The sequence below is a fragment of the Bradyrhizobium sp. NBAIM14 genome (genome assembly GCF_020193895.1).
GTDB lineage: Bacteria > Pseudomonadota > Alphaproteobacteria > Rhizobiales > Xanthobacteraceae > Bradyrhizobium > Bradyrhizobium yuanmingense.
Genome location: NZ_JADYVQ010000002.1, coordinates 620,716 through 634,563, shown reverse-complemented (window position 1 = coordinate 634,563; position 13,848 = coordinate 620,716). Strand labels below are relative to the sequence as shown.

At 64.5% G+C, this 13,848-nt stretch carries 17 protein-coding genes and 1 pseudogene; 11 read left to right on the top strand and 7 right to left on the bottom strand.

Features of this window, described 5'->3' with window-relative positions; genetic code table 11:
* Window positions 1–10: 10 nt before the first annotated feature.
* The 5 genes from fba to rpe all read left to right on the top strand — a co-directional run bounded on the left by fba (window position 11) and on the right by rpe (window position 4,780).
* Entirely contained in the window at window positions 11–1,096 is a 1,086-nt protein-coding gene (gene fba, locus I6F28_RS08680; RefSeq protein WP_225139707.1) for a class II fructose-bisphosphate aldolase, read from the top strand.
* A 38-nt stretch (window positions 1,097–1,134) separates the two neighbouring features.
* Window positions 1,135–2,595: a form I ribulose bisphosphate carboxylase large subunit gene (locus I6F28_RS08675; protein ID WP_036003865.1), complete on the top strand. Its 1,461-nt coding sequence runs from the start codon at window positions 1,135–1,137 to the stop codon at window positions 2,593–2,595.
* Window positions 2,596–2,606: 11 nt separating this feature from the next.
* Complete coding sequence (locus I6F28_RS08670; RefSeq protein WP_225139706.1) at window positions 2,607–3,014, top strand: ribulose bisphosphate carboxylase small subunit; 408 nt, start codon at window positions 2,607–2,609, stop codon at window positions 3,012–3,014.
* Window positions 3,015–3,113: 99 nt separating this feature from the next.
* Window positions 3,114–4,046, top strand: coding sequence for a CbbX protein (cbbX, locus tag I6F28_RS08665; protein ID WP_225139705.1), 933 nt, complete (start codon window positions 3,114–3,116; stop codon window positions 4,044–4,046).
* Window positions 4,043–4,780 carry a ribulose-phosphate 3-epimerase gene (gene rpe, locus I6F28_RS08660; RefSeq protein ID WP_225139704.1) on the top strand — a complete coding sequence of 246 codons (738 nt, stop codon included), beginning with the start codon at window positions 4,043–4,045 and terminating at the stop codon, window positions 4,778–4,780. The genes cbbX and rpe overlap by 4 nt, the downstream gene beginning before the upstream one ends.
* A 183-nt stretch (window positions 4,781–4,963) precedes the next feature.
* Here rpe and I6F28_RS08655 read toward each other — a convergent pair whose 3' ends face one another.
* Window positions 4,964–5,347 carry a beta/alpha barrel domain-containing protein gene (locus tag I6F28_RS08655; protein WP_225139703.1) on the bottom strand — a complete coding sequence of 128 codons (384 nt, stop codon included), beginning with the start codon at window positions 5,345–5,347 and terminating at the stop codon, window positions 4,964–4,966.
* A 1-nt stretch (window position 5,348) separates the two neighbouring features.
* Between I6F28_RS08655 and I6F28_RS08650 the strand changes: the two genes are divergently transcribed.
* On the top strand, window positions 5,349–6,731 hold the full coding sequence (locus tag I6F28_RS08650) for a putative bifunctional diguanylate cyclase/phosphodiesterase (RefSeq protein ID WP_225139702.1): 1,383 nt from the start codon (window positions 5,349–5,351) through the stop codon (window positions 6,729–6,731).
* 168 nt (window positions 6,732–6,899) lie between these two features.
* Window positions 6,900–7,112, top strand: a complete 213-nt coding sequence (locus I6F28_RS08645; RefSeq protein WP_225139701.1) for a hypothetical protein — start codon at window positions 6,900–6,902, stop codon at window positions 7,110–7,112.
* Window positions 7,113–7,130: 18 nt separating this feature from the next.
* Here I6F28_RS08645 and I6F28_RS08640 read toward each other — a convergent pair whose 3' ends face one another.
* Window positions 7,131–7,967, bottom strand: a complete 837-nt coding sequence (locus tag I6F28_RS08640; protein ID WP_225139700.1) for a universal stress protein — start codon at window positions 7,965–7,967, stop codon at window positions 7,131–7,133.
* Window positions 7,968–8,172: 205 nt separating this feature from the next.
* Between I6F28_RS08640 and I6F28_RS08635 the strand changes: the two genes are divergently transcribed.
* On the top strand, window positions 8,173–9,726 hold the full coding sequence (locus I6F28_RS08635; RefSeq protein ID WP_225112616.1) for a Do family serine endopeptidase: 1,554 nt from the start codon (window positions 8,173–8,175) through the stop codon (window positions 9,724–9,726).
* A gap of 269 nt (window positions 9,727–9,995) precedes the next feature.
* Complete coding sequence (locus I6F28_RS08630) at window positions 9,996–10,358, top strand: hypothetical protein (protein WP_036003965.1); 363 nt, start codon at window positions 9,996–9,998, stop codon at window positions 10,356–10,358.
* A gap of 6 nt (window positions 10,359–10,364) precedes the next feature.
* Here I6F28_RS08630 and I6F28_RS08625 read toward each other — a convergent pair whose 3' ends face one another.
* Entirely contained in the window at window positions 10,365–10,682 is a 318-nt protein-coding gene (locus tag I6F28_RS08625) for a DUF6496 domain-containing protein (RefSeq protein WP_036003905.1), read from the bottom strand.
* Between the two features lie 90 nt (window positions 10,683–10,772).
* The gene (locus I6F28_RS08620) at window positions 10,773–10,967 is read right to left on the bottom strand and encodes a DUF3072 domain-containing protein (protein ID WP_057026883.1); all 195 of its coding nucleotides are present in this window, start codon (window positions 10,965–10,967) and stop codon (window positions 10,773–10,775) included.
* A gap of 115 nt (window positions 10,968–11,082) precedes the next feature.
* Here I6F28_RS08620 and I6F28_RS08615 point away from each other — a divergent pair, with 115 nt between their 5' ends.
* Window positions 11,083–11,304 (top strand): hypothetical protein, encoded by a 222-nt coding sequence (locus I6F28_RS08615; RefSeq protein WP_128263661.1) that lies wholly within the window; start codon window positions 11,083–11,085, stop codon window positions 11,302–11,304.
* Between the two features lie 96 nt (window positions 11,305–11,400).
* On the opposite strand, the pseudogene I6F28_RS08610 reads toward I6F28_RS08615, so the two are convergent.
* Together I6F28_RS08610 and I6F28_RS08605 are read right to left on the bottom strand one after the other, a co-directional pair.
* Window positions 11,401–11,614 (bottom strand): annotated as a pseudogene (locus tag I6F28_RS08610) (hypothetical protein).
* Between the two features lie 125 nt (window positions 11,615–11,739).
* Window positions 11,740–11,997: a hypothetical protein gene (locus I6F28_RS08605; RefSeq protein ID WP_036029986.1), complete on the bottom strand. Its 258-nt coding sequence runs from the start codon at window positions 11,995–11,997 to the stop codon at window positions 11,740–11,742.
* Window positions 11,998–12,138: 141 nt separating this feature from the next.
* Between I6F28_RS08605 and I6F28_RS08600 the strand changes: the two genes are divergently transcribed.
* Window positions 12,139–12,360, top strand: coding sequence for a hypothetical protein (locus I6F28_RS08600; RefSeq protein ID WP_036029983.1), 222 nt, complete (start codon window positions 12,139–12,141; stop codon window positions 12,358–12,360).
* Here I6F28_RS08600 and I6F28_RS08595 read toward each other — a convergent pair.
* A complete protein-coding gene (locus I6F28_RS08595) occupies window positions 12,357–13,844 on the bottom strand; it encodes an HWE histidine kinase domain-containing protein (protein ID WP_225139699.1) in 1,488 nt (495 codons plus the stop codon). The two genes, I6F28_RS08600 and I6F28_RS08595, sit on opposite strands and share 4 nt — an antisense overlap.
* Between the last annotated feature and the right edge of the window lie 4 nt (window positions 13,845–13,848).

The following is a 13,848-nucleotide window of genomic DNA, read 5'->3' as shown; positions in this document are numbered from 1 at the left end:
AGGACGAATCTTGGCCCGTATCACCCTTCGCCAATTGCTCGATCACGCTGCCAGCCACGGCTACGCCGTGCCGGCGTTCAACATCAACAACATGGAGCAGGGCATCGCGATCATGCAGGCGGCGGCCGCGGTCGATGCGCCGGTCATCATCCAGGCCTCGCGCGGCGCGCGCAGCTATGCCGGCGATCTCATGCTTTCGCACATGATCGACGCGCTGGAGCGGACCTATCCCGACATTCCGCTCTGCATGCACCAGGACCACGGCAATGACGAAGCGACCTGCGCCTCGGCCATCGCCCATGGCTTCACCTCCGTCATGATGGATGGCTCGCTCAAAGCCGACGCCAAGACGGCGGCCGACTATGACTATAACGTCGCGATCACGCGCCGCGTCGTCGATCTCGCTCATTGGGTCGGCGCGTCCGTCGAAGGCGAGCTCGGCGTGCTCGGTTCGCTCGAGCACGGTGGCGGCGAGCAGGAGGATGGTCACGGCGTCGAGGGCAAGGTCGGCCACGACCAGCTCTTGACCGATCCGGACCAGGCCGTCGACTTCGTCCGTGCAACCAAGGTCGATGCGCTCGCGATCGCGATGGGCACCTCGCACGGCGCCTACAAGTTCAGCCGCAAGCCGGATGGCGATATCCTGGCGATGCGGGTGGTGGAGGAGATCCACTGCCGGCTGCCGAACACGCATCTGGTCATGCACGGCTCGTCCTCGGTGCCGCAGCCGCTGCAGGACATGTTCAACCAGTTCGGCGGCGAGATGCCGCAGACCTGGGGCGTGCCGGTCGAGGAGATCGTTCGCGGCATCCGAAGCGGCGTGCGCAAGGTCAATATCGACACCGATTGCCGGCTGGCGATGACCGCGGTGTTCCGGAAGGTGGCGGCGGAAGCGCGCTCCGAATTCGATCCGCGCAAGTTCCTGAAGCCGGCGATGGACGCAATGCGCGAATTGTGCCGCGAGCGGTTCGAGCAGTTCGGTACCGCAGGCCACGCCAGCAAGATCAAGGTCATTCCAATGAGCGAGATGGCGCGGCGCTATCGCGCCGGCGAGCTCGATCCGCGCATCGACGCCCGCGAGCCGGTTGCGGCCTAGCCAATCAGAAAGAGCAGAGAAAAGAGCAGGAGAGAGACATGAACGCACATGCAGGCACGGTCCGCGGCAAAGAGCGCTATCGCTCCGGCGTGATGGAGTACAAGCGCATGGGCTATTGGGAGCCCGATTACACGCCGAAGGACACCGACGTCATCGCGCTGTTCCGCGTGACGCCGCAGGAGGGCGTCGACCCGATCGAGGCCTCTGCTGCGGTTGCCGGCGAATCCTCGACCGCGACCTGGACGGTGGTGTGGACCGATCGCCTGACGGCGGCCGAGAAGTATCGTGCCAAGTGCTATCGCGTCGATCCCGTTCCGGGCTCACCTGGCTCGTATTTCGCCTACATCGCCTATGATCTCGACCTGTTCGAGCCGGGCTCGATCGCCAACCTCTCGGCCTCGATCATCGGCAACGTGTTCGGCTTCAAGCCGCTGAAGGCGCTGCGCCTCGAGGACATGCGCTTTCCCGTCGCCTATGTGAAGACGTTCCAGGGACCGGCGACCGGCATCGTGGTGGAGCGCGAGCGGCTCGACAAGTTCGGCCGGCCGCTGCTCGGCGCGACGGTGAAGCCGAAGCTCGGTCTGTCCGGCCGCAATTACGGCCGTGTGGTCTATGAGGCGCTGAAGGGCGGGCTCGACTTCACCAAGGACGACGAGAACATCAACTCGCAGCCCTTCATGCATTGGCGTGATCGCTTCCTCTATTGCATGGAGGCGGTGAACCGCGCGCAGGCCGCCTCCGGCGAGGTGAAAGGGACCTACCTGAACGTCACCGCGGCCACCATGGAGGACATGTACGAGCGTGCGGAGTTCGCCAAGGAGCTCGGCTCGGTGATCGTGATGATCGACCTCGTGATCGGCTACACTGCGATCCAGTCCATGGCCAAGTGGGCGCGGCGCAACGACATGATCCTGCATCTGCATCGCGCCGGCCACTCCACCTATACGCGGCAGAAGAGCCATGGCGTGTCATTCCGCGTCATCGCGAAATGGATGCGCCTCGCCGGTGTCGACCACATCCACGCCGGCACGGTGGTGGGCAAGCTCGAAGGCGATCCCAACACCACACGCGGCTACTACGATGTCTGCCGCGAAGACTTCAACCCGACCAAGCTCGAGCATGGCCTGTTCTTCGACCAGTCCTGGGCGAGCCTCAACAAGATGATGCCGGTGGCCTCCGGCGGCATCCATGCCGGGCAGATGCACCAGCTGCTCGACCTGTTAGGCGAGGACGTCGTGCTGCAGTTCGGCGGCGGCACCATCGGCCATCCCATGGGCATTGCGGCCGGCGCGACCGCCAACCGCGTGGCGCTGGAAGCGATGATCCTCGCCCGCAACGAGGGCCGCGACTATGTCCACGAGGGCCCGGAAATCTTGGCCAAGGCGGCCCAGACCTGCACGCCGCTGAAGGCCGCGCTCGAGGTCTGGAAGGATGTCACTTTCAACTATCAATCCACCGACACGCCGGACTTCGTGCCGACCGCGCTGGAAACCGTCTGAGGAGATTTGAGATGAAGATCACCCAGGGCTGCTTCTCGTACCTGCCGGATCTGACCGACGAGCAGATCACCAGCCAGGTGCAGTATTGCCTCGCCAATGGCTGGGCGGTGAACATCGAGTTCACCGACGATCCGCATCCCCGAAACACCTATTGGGAGATGTGGGGCCTGCCGATGTTCGATCTCCAGGACGCCGCCGGCGTGATGATGGAGCTGGCCGAGTGCCGCAGGGTCTACGGCGACCGCTATATCCGCATCAGCGGCTTCGATGCCAGCCACGGCTGGGAGTCGGTGCGGATCTCCTTCTTCGTCAACCGGCCGAAGCAAGAGACGGAGTTCGAGCTGGTGCGGCAGGAGGTCGGCGGCCGTGCGGTCCGCTACACCACCGTGCGCAAGCCGGTTGCGCACGCGCCAGCTTGAGTCATCCGCTTCCGCGCGGAGCTCTCCCTGCTCCGCATCCTGGCGGACCACTGCTTCGCCGCCTCGCTCGCGGCGAAGCTCTTTTCTTCGAGGGTAGCCATGCTCGATGTCCCCCACGCAACCACGACCGAACACAGCGAGACCCATTTCGATCTCCGCAAGGAGGCTGAAGCCGCCGGAATCACCGAGACGCTTCAACAGCTCGATCAGGAGCTGATCGGACTCAAGCCGGTCAAGAACCGCGTGCGCCAGATCGCCTCGCTGCTGCTGATCGAGCGCATCCGGCAGCGTGCCGGCCTCGCTTCCGCGCCGCCGACGCTGCACATGTCGTTCACCGGCAATCCTGGAACAGGCAAGACCACCGTCGCGCTGCGCATGGCCAGGATCCTGCACGGGCTCGGCTTCGTGCGGCGCGGGCAGGTGATCTCGGTGACGCGCGACGATCTCGTCGGCCAGTATATCGGCCACACCGCGCCGAAGACCAAGGAGATCCTGAAAAAGGCGATGGGCGGCGTACTGTTCATCGACGAGGCCTATTACCTGCATCGTCCCGACAACGAGCGCGACTATGGCCAGGAATCGATCGAGATCCTGCTCCAGGTGATGGAGAACCAGCGCGAGGACCTCGTCGTGATCCTCGCCGGCTATGGCGAGCGGATGACAAAATTCTTCGCCTCCAATCCCGGCTTCCGGTCGCGGATCGCCCACCACATCGAATTCCCTGACTATGCAGAGGCCGAGCTGCTCGTTATCGCCGAGCTGATGCTGAAGGAGTGCGGCTACCGCTTCTCGGCTGCGGCGCGCGAGGCGTTCGAGAAATACATCGCGCTGCGCCGGACCCAGCCGTTCTTCTCCAATGCGCGCTCGATCCGCAACGCCGTCGACCGCATCCGCCTGCGGCAGGCCGATCGGCTGGTGTCCGATCTCGATCGCATGCTCGATGTCGCCGACCTCGAAACCATCGATGCCATGGACGTCTTGGCGAGCCGAGTCTTCAGCGGCGGTGCGGATGCGCGGAGTGCAGTGCCATGACGAAGGAGATCATGATCGCTCCCTCGATCCTCGCCGCGGATTTCGCGCGTCTCGGCGAGGAGGTCGCCGCGATCGACGCCGCTGGGGCCGACTGGATCCATTGCGACGTCATGGACGGACACTTCGTGCCGAACATCAGTTTCGGTGCCGACGTCATCAAGGCGGTCCGTCCCTATTCGAAGAAGCCGTTCGACGTGCATTTGATGATCGCGCCGACAGATCCCTATCTCGAGGCGTTCGCAAAGGCCGGAGCGGACATCATCACGGTGCACGCCGAAGCGGGGGCGCATCTCGACCGCTCGCTCCAGGCGATCCGCTCGCTCGGCAGCAAGGCTGGCGTCAGCCTTTGTCCGTCGACCCCGGAAGCGGTGATCGAGTATGTGCTCGATCGTATCGATCTCGTGCTGGTGATGACGGTCAATCCGGGCTTTGGCGGCCAATCCTTCATCGCATCGCAGATCGACAAGATCAGGCGGATCAGGACCATGATCGGCGGGCGGCCGATCCGGCTCGAGGTCGACGGCGGTGTCACGTGCGACAATGCCGCGGCCGTGGCTGCAGTGGGTGCCGACACGCTGGTCGCGGGCTCCGCCGTGTTTCGCGGCAAGAGCGCTGGCGAATATGCCGCCAATATCGCGGCTATTCGCATCGCCGCGGAGACCGGCCGGGTTCCGAAGCTGCAAGATAGTTCCGCGCCCGCGAAGCGGGCCGAAGAAAGTGCGCTCATCCGGTAGATTACGGATCAGCCCACCGCCGTGGCTCCGGTGTGTCAAGGCGCGCCACTTTCTCCGGATCTCTACGGAGCATGCCTTCCAAATCGATCGGCTCATTCAGGCCGGGGTAACCAACGCACCGGAGAAGGACAATCGATTAACGACCGCGCAATGCCAAGCGTCTCAATCTGTGGTTTAGGGACGCTATGAGAGCGCGGATGCGTAACGACGGAAACTGCGGCATGAAGCCCGCACGCGGCGCAAAGTGATGGCATGAGCATGCATCGCCTGTTCGCCGAGCAGCTCCGCTGCGCCACCGATGCCACCGGACAGGTCGATCTCGTCAAGCTGGGCAAGTTCGTCAACGCGGCTTACGAGGCCGGTGATCGCGAGCGTCAGCGGATGATCGAAGTACGCGCGCAAACGCGCGACGAGGTCGAGCAGGATCTGCTGCGGACCCGCGAGTTCCTCGACACAATCATCGAAAACATTCCGATCGCCGTCTTCGCGAAATGTGCGGAGAGTTCGCGCTACATCCTGCTCAACCGCGCCGGAGAAGGGCCGCGACCGGGTCGTCAATTCACGCAAGATGCTGATCACGGATGGCAACGGGGATCCGCAATATCTGGTCGGCGTGATCGAGGATGTCACGGAGCGTGTCACCACCCGGCAGCGGATCAGCCATCTTGCGCATCATGATGCGCTCACGGACCTGCCGAACCGCAGCGCCTTCAACGCGGCGCTCGACGAACGGCTGGAGCGGGCGCAGGAGGCATCGACCAGTTTCGCTGTGCTGAGCCTCGATCTCGACCGCTTCAAGGAGGTCAACGACGTGTTCGGTCACCCCGTCGGCGACATGCTGATGCGGGCGGCCGCCGACCGGCTTGCCGCGGAAGCCGAAGGCGCCTTCGTCGCCCGCATCGGCGGCGACGAGTTCATGATCCTGGTGCCCGACAACGCCAGCCGTGAGGACGTTCTGGCGCTGGCCGAACGCCTGGTCGAGACGATCGGCAAGGAGCTCGAGGTCGACGACTATCTCTCCCACGTGGGCCTCAGCGTCGGCATCGCGTTCTATCCCGACGATGGCGTGAACGCGGCGACGCTGCTCGCCAACGCCGACTCGGCTCTCTACCGCGCCAAGCGCGAGGGCAGGAGCCGGGTCCGCTGCTTCGAATCCGAGATGGACCAGGAGCTGCGCGATCGCAGGCTGTTGCAGCACGACCTGCGGCAGGCGCTGGAGCACAACCAGCTCCTCGTCTATTTCCAGCCGCAGGCGCGGGTGGATGGCGAGGTCATCGGCTTCGAGGCGCTGCTGCGATGGAATCACCCGACGCGGGGCTTCGTGCCGCCGGACCAGTTCATTCCGCTCGCCGAGGAGAACGGGCTGATCGTCGAGATCGGTGAATGGGTGCTGCGCGAGGCGTGCCGTGAGGCGGCATCCTGGCCGCGGCCGTTGCAGGTCGCGGTCAATCTGTCGCCGGTCCAGTTTCAGGCGGGCGATCTCGAGCGCTCGATCCACCAGATCCTGTTGGAGACGGGGCTGACGCCGACGCGGCTCGAGGTCGAGATCACCGAGGGCGTGCTGATCGGCGATTTCACCCGCGCGCTCAACCTGCTGCGGCGGCTGAAGGCGCTCGGCATCCGCATCGCCATGGATGATTTCGGCACCGGCTATTCCTCGCTGTCGTATCTGCAGTCGTTCCCGTTCGACAAGATCAAGATCGATCGCAGTTTCATCTCCAACCTGGAGGCGACGCCGCAATCGGCCGAGATTGTCCGCGCCGTCCTGAGCCTGGCGCACGCGCTGAAGATCCCGGTCATTGCCGAGGGGGTGGAGACGGAAGCCCAACGTGCCTTCTTGGCCCGCGAGGCCTGCGAGGAGATGCAAGGCTATCTCGTCGGCCGTCCCGACTTGATCGAGCGCTACCTCGACCTGGTGGGCCTCGCCGTGGAGCGCCGCCTCTACGCCTAGCATTGGGCACAGAGTTCCGAGCGGACGTTTGGAACTAAAATCCTTACCGGCACTTCTCGAAAATTAACTTGGTTCAGGCGCGTTGAGCGCGCAGCAAATGTTTTGCATAAACGCCATCGGCCTGACGCAAATCAGGGCAATAAGCCGGTGAACGCGAGGGAGGGTCTCATGGAGAACGTACGTCGCTACCGGGCGCTGGCGTCCCTCTGCCGTCAGCAGGCGGCCTACCGGCCGCTCCAGAACTGGGAACTCCTCGGCCAGGCCGAACATTTCGAACATCTTGCCGAAATCGAGCTCAAGGCGCATTTCGACGCGTGCAATGTGCATCGCGACAAGGATGCCGCCGCGCCGGCGACTTGGGAGGCTCCCGTCGCGGCGTGACGGCGCCAGGCCGGCTCATCAATGCGACATCAGCGTCGGGACCGTCATGGCTTCCAGCATGGCGCGGGTGACGCCCCCGAGAAAGCGTTCCTGCAACCGCGAATGGCCGTAGCCGCCCATCACCAGGAGATCGAGACTCTCGTCGGCCGCCAGCGACAGGATCGTCGGCTGAATGTCGGCGCGCGTGGCGGTCAGGCTGACTGTGCGGGTCGATAATCCGCGCCGGCCCAGATGTCTGGCCAGACCGCTCGCTGAGGCTTCGCCGGAGACCGCCTCGGTCTCGTTCACCGTGATGATCACGATCTCGGCGGCGCGCGCCAGGAACGTCGTTGCGTCGCGCACGGCGCGGGCAGCGAGGCGGCTACCATCCCAGCAGATGCCGATCCGGTTCGCCTTGAAGGCTCCGCGGAAAGTGTAGGGCAGGAACAGCACCGGGCCGCCCGCGCGGAACAGGATCTCGCTCGGCATGTCGTTGTCGAACGAGCCTTGCGCCGGATCGGGCTGGAGCACGACGCTGAGGTCGTGCAGCCGTGCCATCTCGCCGAGCGAGCCGGCGGCATCTGCCGGGATCGCGCCGAGTGCGTGGCAGGTATAGGCGATGCCGGCGTTCGCCGCCTCGCTCTTGAATACCGCGAGCGCCGCCTCGGCCCGCTCCACGGCGCGCTCGCGCTCCAGCTCGAACACGGCCGCCACCGCCGCGCCGCCTTCCATGACGTAAGCCGTACTGGTGGCGACATAGCCGACCGCGACCGCGTCGAGATGCGCGTTGAGCTTCGCCGCGAGCGAGACCGAGCCCTCGATCGCGGGACGCATGGGACGTTCGGTGGGGATGTGGACGAGAATGTCTTTGTACATGGCGCGCCTCCGCTGAGCATCATCCGATGGTCGCAGTTTTTCACTGCGCGAAGGCGGCGCGTTGAGCTGTATCAAACGTCCGGATTGCCTGCTGCGACCGCTCATCCATTCTTTGCCGAGATTTAATCGGACGGACGGGACGCCGTAAGGTGGCAGCGACCATGTTGCGGGCAAGGCGACACCTGCTCAACATGGACATTTCGACATGAACGATCGCGTCAATTCCGACATCACCACGTCTCGCAAGATCTTGCGGCCGCGGCGGCTCGCGCTGCTCGGCACCGTGGCCGCGCTGGGCGTGGCCGCCCTGGCAGTTGCGCCAGGCGCCTCGCCGTACGGCATCAACTCCTTGATTGCGCCGGCTCAGGCGGCCGAAGCCGCCGCGACGCCGCCCGGCTTCGGCGATCTCGTCAGCAGGGTCAAACCCGCTGTGATCTCGGTGCGGGTCAAAATCGATCAGGACAACGACAAGAGCGCGATGCTGCAGCAGAACCGGATGGATTCGGACGAGGACACGCCGTTCGACCAGTTCTCGCGACAGTTCGGTTTCCGCTTTCCGGGCGGCGCGAACGGCATGCCGCGCCAGCGCCACCAGATGATCACGGGCGAAGGCTCCGGCTTTTTCATCTCCGCCGACGGCTACGCCGTGACCAACAATCACGTCGTCGATCGCGCCGAGTCCGTGCAGGTGACGATGGACGACGGCACGACCTACACCGCGAAAGTGGTCGGCACCGATCCGAAGACAGATCTCGCGCTGATCAAGGTCGACGGCAAGAAGGACTTTCCGTTCGTCAAGTTCTCCGACCAGAAGCCGCGCATTGGCGACTGGGTGGTCGCGGTCGGCAATCCCTTCGGTCTTGGCGGCACCGTGACCGCCGGCATCGTCTCGGCCAGCGGCCGCGACATCGGCAACGGTCCCTATGACGACTTCATCCAGATCGACGCGCCGATCAACAAGGGTAATTCCGGCGGCCCGGCCTTCGACATGAACGGCAACGTGATCGGCGTGAACACTGCGATCTTCTCGCCCTCGGGCGGCTCGGTCGGAATCGGCTTCGATATCCCGGCCTCGACCGCCAAGCTCGTCGTCGCGCAATTGAAGGACAAGGGCGCGGTCACCCGGGGCTGGCTCGGCGTGCAGGTGCAGCCGGTGACATCGGATATCGCCGACAGCCTCGGGCTCAAGGAGGCGCGCGGCGCGATCGTCGACAATCCGCAGGATGGCAGCCCGGCGGCGAAGGCCGGCATCCAGGCGGGCGATGTCATCACCGCCGTCAACGGCACCACGATCAAGGACTCCCGCGACCTCGCCCGCACCATCGCCGGCTTGACGCCGGGCACGTCCGTGAAGCTCGATGTCTTCCGCAAGGGCGACAGCAAGACGGTGACGCTGGCGCTCGGCGAGTTGCCGAACGAGCGGCAGGCCAAGGGCAATGGCAGTGGCAATGCCGACGAGGGCAGCGGACAGCCGGGTGCCGGCACGCCGCGCCTCGGCCTCAGCCTGGCGCCCGCCGGTGACGTTCAGGGCGCAGGCCAGAACGGCGTCGTCGTCACCGAGGTTGATCCGCAAGGCCCGGCCGCGCAACGCGGCATCCGGACCGGCGACGTCATCCTCAATGTCGGCGGCAAGGCTGTCAGCAATGTCGGCGAGGTGCGCTCCGAGCTGGCGCAGGCCAAATCGTCGGGCAAGCGCAGCGTGCTGCTTCAGGTCAGAAGCGCGGAGGCCACCCGCTTCGTTGCGGTGCCACTCGCATAACGTCAACTCGACCCTTACCAATCCAGGAAGGCGGCCTTCGGGCCGCCTTTTGCACACACGTCACGTCCGCACCAGGCCGGTCACATTCTCGTTAACGGCAGGGATGATGACCTGGTGCGTCCGAAAAAGCCGTGTTCGCTGATCACACTCGCAGGGCGCCTCGGTGCTCTGCGCCAATGTCGCCGCTGAGAGGGGTTGCAAGCGTGGAACTTCGAGCCTCCCGGCGCTTTGTGGAACTCGCCGGTGGTTCGCAAGTGATCGGTGCCGACATGGATCGATTGAAGCTCTCGCTCAGGAGTGCGCTGCTCGTGGCGCCATTGGTGCTCTCGGGGGGAAACGCGCTCGGGCGCGACGACGGCCGCTACGCGAATTCTCCTCTGAAGCCATGGTTCGACAGTTTGCGCAGCCATCTCGGTCCGTGCTGCTCGGACGCGGACGGTTTCGCCCTTGCCGATCTCGACTGGGAGTCGCACAACGGGCGCTACCGTGTCCGCATCGACGGACAGTGGATCGATGTGCCGGATGAGGCCGTCATCACCGAGCCCAACCGGGCCGGCCGCACGATGGTGTGGCCGGTCAAGACTGCGTTCGGGATTTCGATCCGCTGCTTCATGCCGGGGAGCATGATCTGAGGCGGGTCAGCGCGACCGCTTGGATTTGCGCTTCGATGATTTCTTGTTCGACGATTTCTTGGACGACGTCCCGGACGTTTTCTTGGATGCTTTCTTGGACGTCTTCTTGGCGCTCTTGCGCTTCGAAGCCTTCTTCGGGACCTTCTTGCCCTTCTTGCGTGCCTTCGACAGTCCGATCGCGATGGCCTGCTTGCGGTTCTTGACGCGGCCGCCGCGCCCGCCACGGCCGCTCTTCGCGGTGCCCTTCTTGTAACGCCGCATCTCGGTGGCGACATCGCTTCCCGAGCTGCGTGAGTAGCGGCGCTTTTTTGCCTTGCGTGCCATGCATATTCTCCCTCGGCGGGGAGAACCATTCTGCACAGCCATGGTTCCGGGAGCGTGGAACGGCGCAGGCCTAAAGCGCGATGCGATGCTCTAGAAGGAGTTTGCCAGCTCGATCTCCGCTTCCAGCACCTGGATGCGCCGGGCGGCCTCGCTGAAGGACAGATCCCGCGCATATTGGCCGGGCTGGTAGGCCTCTTCGCTGAGCCGCTTCAGCTTGAGACCCTGCGCCCGCGTCATCTGCTCGCCCAGGAAAAATCTGGCGTCGTATTTACCTTGAACCTGCATCTGGCGTCTCCGTCCTGAAATCGTGACTTGACTATATGTTCTTATTTTGTTCTAACAAGGCATGGACAACAGAATTAATGAAATTCGACGTAAAATCAGAGCCTTGAGGCTCGAGATGGCCGACGTCGAGGCGTCGGTGCGCGACCTCGTCGAGCGCGATCACGACTGCACGGAAAGGGCCCTGGCGCAGATGGACCTGCGCCGGAAAATCACTCTCTTGATTGCCGAATGGAAGGCGGCCGGCGGCAGCGACGTACTGCCGAACGTTCGCGATCGGGTGCGGCTTCGTGCCGTGAAGACAGGCGGCAATTCCGCGCGCGCAGCCGAGCGCCGCTGAGATCCTTGGCGCCGGATACTGAAGGCCGAGTGCCGAACCAAAGATAGAAGACAAAGGGCTCCGCAATGCGGAGCCCTTCATGATTCCAGGGAGCGCCTATTTGGTGTCGGTCATGCCGCCCTTGTTGGTCATGGTGCCGCCCTGATCAGAGCCGGGACCGGCGCCGCCTTGGCCGGACGGATCAGCGCCCGTGGAGGACTTGGTGTTGGCGCCGGTGGTCTGTGCCGACGACATCGAGGATCCATGCTTAGCCTTGTGCGATTTGGCTTGGGCGGCAAACGGCCGCGGCGGCAAGGCCGGTTGCCAATATTACGGCGAGAGCGAGCTTGGTCGTCTCATGCGGGGAAACCCCCTGAGTTAAATTGACGCAGGCAGCAAACCGCGCGTCGCGGCAGGAGTTCCCGGCGAAGTATCTTTCCGTACGTCACGCACGCTTCAAGTTTGCTTGTCCTCGGCCAGGATGAACACGGCGCCGGTGAGCGTCGCGCCGATCGCAAAGGTCGTCACCAAGGTGAGGGCGAAGACCATCGCGGCCTGGCTTCCGCCATTGTTCAGCAGGTTGGCGACGGCTGGATTGGACAGGACGAGCGTGAGGCTGAAAATGAGGCCTAGCGCTGCGCCCATCATTGCATGCGTCATCAGCTTGATAAGGCCGCTGGCAGAGATCAGCTCAGACGACTTCTTGGTGCGCATGGGACGGCATCCCGAACTTGCCACGCCAACGCGCATGTTATCGCCGGGTTCCGTTCCGCTGAAGGAATTGTTACCGCCCGTTTCATCCGGCGTTCATGCCGGGCTTGCCAAGATGGGCGCCAGCAAAACGGGAACATCGATATGGGTAAGGTCGTCTTTCTTTACCGCTCGCTGGCCTATCGCAACGCGGCCGCGGACATCCTGCGCAAGGCGCGCAAGCTTCCGCTTGGCGCGGAGCGAAGCGCGGCCCGCCGCTACGCGAGGGCGCTGCGCGATCTCGCCCGAACGGAAGCTTGGCTCGAAGGGCGGGTCGCGCGCGAACCACGCACGGCGCAGCGCATGAGCAGCGCAGCGTCAGGTTAACCGGATGCGCGTTGCAATTCGGCAGCGCCGGCGGTGTCGAACTTGCTTGGTGCAGCCGCCGCGGTCTTGCGTGTCAACGGCACCTCAAGACGGCACAGCAGGCCCTCGGCGCGCCAATCGAACTGCGCCTGTCCGCCAAGCTGGGACTCGATGCTCGCAAGCAGGCTTCGCGTGCCGAAGCCGCGCGATTTCGGGGTCTTGACCAGGGGACCGCCGGATTCCTCCCAGCTCAGCGTGAGCAGCTCCTCGTCGACCTGCCAATCGATCGCGAGCCGCCCCGCTCGCGTGGATAGCGCGCCGTACTTTGCCGAGTTGGTGAAGAGCTCGTGCAGTGCGAGCGCCAGCGTCTGGGCCGTCGCCGGCAGCAACTGAACTTCGGGCCCTGCCAATTTGATCTGGTCGCCCAGCGAGTAGGGCGCAAGCTCCTCGTCGATCAGCCTGGAGAGCTCGGCGCCTTGCCAGCTCGACAGCGACAGGATGGTGTGCACGCGCGCCAGCGCATTGATGCGCCCCTCGACGGCGTTGACATAGGCCTTGACCTCGTCGGCCCGGGTGAGGCGCACGATCGACTGCGCCAGCGCCAGCGCGTTCTTCGCGCGATGATCGACTTCCCGCGCCAGCAGGTTCTGCCGCTCCTCGGCGCGCTTGCGCTCGGTGATGTCGACGGTCACGCCGCTGACGCGCACCACGCGCCCGCTCTCGTCCGTGGTTGCGGCCGCCGTGCCGACGCACCAGCGCACCTCGCCGTCGGGCCGGATGATGCGGAACTCCGTCTCATAGGCGCGTGTGCCCTTGTTGAACTCGGCGATCGCCTTGCGCAACTGGTCGACGTCGTCGGGGTGCAGCAGGGCCTGAACGTTGGCCGGATTGATCTCGAAATTGTCGGGGTTGACGCCGAAGATATTGTATTGCCCCTCGTCCCACATCCAATCGCCGCTGATCCAGTCCCAGTCCCAGGACCCCATCTTGCCAGCCGCGATCGCCATGCTGCGCCGCTGCTCGCTCTCGCGCAGCTTCGCGGTGGAAGCCTCCAGTTCCGCGGTGCGGGCGCGGACGCGATCCTCGAGCTCGTGGTTCAGCCGTTCGAGCTCGCGCGTCTTGCGGTAGAGCTCGGCAAACACCTTGATCTTGGCGCGCAGTACCTCCGGCACGACCGGAACCGGCACGTAATCGACCGCGCCCATCTCGTAGCCGCGCAGCCGGTCGATGTCGCTGACCTGGATCGCCGAGATGAAGATCATGGCGGTCTTCTGGAAACGCGGATGCTCGCGGATCATCGCGGCGAGCTCGAAGCCGTCGAGCTCGGGCATGCAGACGTCGACCAGGATCACCGCGATCTCGGTCTTGAGCAGCACCTCCAGCGCCTCGCGGCCCGAGGAGGCGATCACGAGGTTCTCGCCGAGATCCTTCAGGATCACCTCGTAGGCGAGCAGCTTGGCCGGCTGATCGTCGACGAGCAGGATGTTGACCTTTTCCTGATCCATACGC